This is a genomic window from Okeania sp. SIO3B5 (assembly GCF_010692555.1).
Lineage (GTDB): Bacteria > Cyanobacteriota > Cyanobacteriia > Cyanobacteriales > Microcoleaceae > Okeania.
This window is the reverse complement of the sequence record NZ_JAAHHG010000728.1, coordinates 1-3,950: the sequence shown is the minus strand read 5'-3', so window position 1 is coordinate 3,950 and position 3,950 is coordinate 1. Positions and strand designations below refer to the sequence as shown.

6 protein-coding genes are annotated in these 3,950 nt (G+C 38.4%); 2 read left to right on the top strand and 4 right to left on the bottom strand.

Annotation, left to right across the window (positions count from 1 at the left end; all coding sequences use genetic code 11):
• Positions 1 to 138 precede the first annotated feature (138 nt).
• From F6K54_RS41585 to hemC, 4 genes are all read right to left on the bottom strand, one after another.
• A complete protein-coding gene (locus F6K54_RS41585; RefSeq protein ID WP_293090347.1) occupies positions 139 to 411 on the bottom strand; it encodes a transposase in 273 nt (90 codons plus the stop codon).
• A 280-nt stretch (positions 412 to 691) separates the two neighbouring features.
• Positions 692 to 886: a hypothetical protein gene (locus F6K54_RS41580; protein WP_293090346.1), complete on the bottom strand. Its 195-nt coding sequence runs from the start codon at positions 884 to 886 to the stop codon at positions 692 to 694.
• Entirely contained in the window at positions 870 to 965 is a 96-nt protein-coding gene (locus F6K54_RS41575) for a helix-turn-helix domain-containing protein (RefSeq protein WP_293090345.1), read from the bottom strand. Before F6K54_RS41575 ends, F6K54_RS41580 begins: the two co-directional genes overlap by 17 nt.
• Positions 966 to 1,449: 484 nt before the next feature.
• Entirely contained in the window at positions 1,450 to 2,412 is a 963-nt protein-coding gene (gene hemC / locus F6K54_RS41570) for a hydroxymethylbilane synthase (RefSeq protein ID WP_293090344.1), read from the bottom strand.
• Between the two features lie 406 nt (positions 2,413 to 2,818).
• On the opposite strand from hemC, the gene F6K54_RS41565 reads away from it, so the two are divergent.
• A complete protein-coding gene (locus F6K54_RS41565; RefSeq protein ID WP_293090343.1) occupies positions 2,819 to 2,950 on the top strand; it encodes a hypothetical protein in 132 nt (43 codons plus the stop codon).
• 149 nt (positions 2,951 to 3,099) lie between these two features.
• Entirely contained in the window at positions 3,100 to 3,258 is a 159-nt protein-coding gene (locus tag F6K54_RS41560) for a hypothetical protein (protein ID WP_293090342.1), read from the top strand.
• The last annotated feature ends 692 nt before the right edge of the window (positions 3,259 to 3,950 follow it).

Below are 3,950 nucleotides of genomic sequence, written 5' to 3'. Positions count from 1 at the left end.
CTTCTAAGAATGTCCGGAATTGTCTCCAACCTAAATCAGAAATTGCTCTGGATAATTTACGGTTTTTAACCATTCCAGAAACGTTGTTATACTTCTAAAACAATTGTTTGGTTTTCACGAATTATTTCAGTAGATAATTTATGTAGAAAATCTGTCAAGCGTATCTTTCAGCTTGGCATGGAACTTAGCCACTCTAGCCCTGGCTTTTTCATACCTTTTAGAGCCTTTAGTTTTATGAGATAATGACTTACTTAACTTTTGATACTTCTTAATTCGTTTCTTTAGTGGCTTAGGAGCATCAACCTTTGTACCGTCACTAAATGTAGCAAAGGTTTTAATACCTAAATCTATACCTACTGAATTATCAGTTTTAGGTAAGACTTCTGGTTGTATTTCTACTACAAAACTCAAGAAATATCTAGTAGGGGCGATTCGCGAATCGCCCCTACAATCTTTAATTACTGTTACTGATGATGGAGCAGCAGGTAACTCTCACGGGCGAAACTATTTTTAGCTTTCCTATCTTGGCGCTTCTAGACTTTATGTTGACCAACTTTAAATCCTCATGCATGTAAATCTAGCAGTTTGTTTTGATTTCCTACTTTTAAATCGCGGAGCGTTGCGAGGAACGAAGCAATCTGGAGGTTTAATAGGTCTACCTTTTCTTTGACCTTTAGTCGATCTAAAAAAGTTAGAGCAACGCCTGGTTTAAATCATTCAATGATTGCTGCAATGGTATAGCAGAAACCTCTGATAACCACTCTCTATTTTCAGTTTTTTTAGCAGATGTGATAAACTGTTTTTGTAGTTCAGATAAGTTGGGTTTATTTTCTTCTAGTGTATACTTTTCTTGGCAGGAAGCTAGACTATCATTCACTCGCCACACGGACACAACCAAATAGCTTGGCTAATTGGTGTTTTTGCCCCGTTGTTGGATAAATACGATACCTAAATCTAGCTTTCATAATTCCTATCTGAACTAGCACTATGATAACATATTTATTAAAAAAAAACAACCAAAAAGTCGCCCGCTTATGGGCGAGGCTTTAAACCCAATTTTTTGGTAAACGAGTGATTATAGATGGTGAGTCAGCTTCCATAGTTGATGAGTCAGCCCTTCAACAGTTTTGGAGCAGCAAGCAATCTCCTGAAGATTAATATTATGTCCGGTTAAACAGTTATAAATGAACGACGAAGGAGTCAGGAGGGAAGAAAGATAAAAAAACCTTCTACCTTTTAACCTTTCTTTCCCTTCTGCCCTCTGCCCTCTGCCCTCTGCCTTCCTTCCAGTAAAGTATAAGTATTCAACCGGACATGATATAAGTCCTAAATTTACAGCACTTTTGAGGAAGCGTGAGGTACAGTTGTAAGACTATTGTTATATTTCCTCTTCTCTGTTCCCTTGGGCAATAAAACTTTGTACCTCATTACTCGAAAACTGCTGTAAAACTAACTACGGTCAATTTCTGCCAAAATTTCATCTAAGATTTCTTGGGCACCCTGTTTTCTTAATTTCTGAGCTAATTCAATACCTATTTGTTCCGCATCATTAACACCACCAGTAACAACATCTTTAACTAATTTCTGACCATCTAAACTAGCAACAATACCAGTTAAACTCAGTTCTTCCCCTTCTACTTTAGTATTGACACCAATAGGAACTTGACACCCACCTTCCAACTCTCTCAAAAAAGCACGTTCGGCATAACATCTCTGAGCCGTAGAAGTATGTTCCAAACTCTTCAATAGATCGAGAATATCATTATCTCCAGCACGACATTCTATTCCTAAAGCACCTTGCCCAACTGCATGAAGAGAAACTTCTGGCGGTATAACCTGATGAATGCGATCGCCCATACCCAATCTATGCAAACCAGCAAAAGCTAAAATTAGGGCATCATACTCTCCACCATCCAGTTTTGCTAGTCTAGTATTGAGATTGCCACGAACATCTTTAAATTCAAAATGGGGGTAATGGTGACGGAGTTGTGCCAAACGTCTGAGGGAAGATGTACCAATCACAGCACCTTCTGGTAATGCTTCAAGTTGTTTATCTTTGAACTTTTCATGGACGACTAGAGCATCTGCCGGGTTTTCCCGTTCGGTGACACAACCTAAAACTAAACCTTCTGGCAGATTTGTAGGTAAGTCTTTGAGAGAATGAACTGCTAAGTCAGTTTCGTTTTGCAGCATTCCCAACTCTAGTTCTTTGGTAAAAAGTCCTTTATCCCCAATTTTTGCTAAGGCTACATCTAGAATTTTGTCTCCTTGAGTAGACATAGTGTGGACTTCAAATGTGATATTTGGGAAATTTTTCTGGAGTTCTTCTTGTACCCAGTAGGTTTGAACTAAAGCTAGTTGACTTTTGCGGGAACCGATCCGAACGGTACGAGTAGGGGCAGATGCTGTCATATCTTAATAATTTCCAGTAAATAATTTTGGTCATTCTTTCTACAGTACAGTAAAAAGGGGCCTTGTTTTAGAAGTCAGAAGTCAAAAGTCAAAAGTCAAAAGTTAGAATTTGGAAGTCAAAAATCAAAAGCTAGAAGCTAGAAGTTAGAAGCTAGAAGTAATCCCTGACTGAGTTTGAGTGTTTATAGAACTGCTGTACAATACCTACACAATTTTGGCAAAACTTGGTAAAACCTGGTAATGCCAGTCAAAGATGTTTGCTTCTAACTTTTGCATTCTGTGAAGCTCTAAAAAAAATCAGCGGGTGAAAGGATTTTCGGTTCCATTCTCACAAAAATTGTGATACCATAAATACTATAAGGGGTTGTTCGCCCCTACGCATGACTTTTTATTCAACTAAAATTCATTGTTTGTAGACAATCAAGCATTTAAGAATATTTCCCCAGGAAAAATACCAGAAATATCTTCATCTTGTGAAGCTCAAAAAATATTTGCTTTTCCCGCAGTGGGATTTTTCTATCTATCCCTCCTAGCGTGAAAAACCAGCAATATTTTCATTTTGTGAAGCTCAGGAAAAATCAGGGGGTGAAAGGATTCTTGGCTCCATTCTCACAATTTTTGTGATATCATAAATACTATAAGGGGTCGTTCGCCCCTACGCATGACTTTTTATTCAACTAAAATTCCTTGTTTGTAGACAATCAAGCATTCAAGAATATTTCCCCAGGAAAAATACCAGAAATGTCTTCATTTTGTGAAGCTCAAAAAATATTTGCTTTTCCCGCAGTCGAATCTTTCCATCTGTCCCCTCTCAGTGAAAAACCAGCAACAGTTTCATTTTATTAAGCTCCAGAAAAAAATCAGGGGGTGAAAGGATTTTCAGTTCCATTCTCACAATTTTTGTGATACCATAAATACTATAAGGGGTCGTTCGCCCCTACGCATGACTTTTTATTCAACTAAAAAAAGTTTCATAGTATCTTAGCGATCGCGAATGCCGTAGAAAGGAAAATCAATGTAGAAAGATACCAAATGGGGAACGGGCAAGATGCCCATTCCACAAAACTATTGAAATCATCCCGCATTTATGTAATATCATGTTCGGTTGAATACTTACACTTTAGAGGAAGGAAGGCAGAAGGCAGCTATGCTGGAGGCAGAAGGGAAGAAAGGGTTAAAAGGGATAAAGTTTTTTTATATAGCAATGAGCGCTGGTATATTTACAAATTGCAGGAGGGGCCAAATAGCTAAAAGTCTTATATGATCAGCAATTCATTCCCCCTGTTGCCTGTTGCCTGTTGCCTGTTGCCTGTTGCCTGCGCACAGCGCTATAAGTGATTATCCGAACATGATATAACGCCATAATTGCCGTTCTTAGAAACCTATGATTATCTACATAGGGTTTGCGCTCAAAAGTCTTTTTGCGCTCGACAGGGAGTAGGGAGTAGGGAGTAGGGAGTAGTGAAAACTCAAGAGTCAAGAGGAATCAGGGGTTGTAGAAGACATACAAAGGAAAAATTATCCCAGGCCCAAGTCTA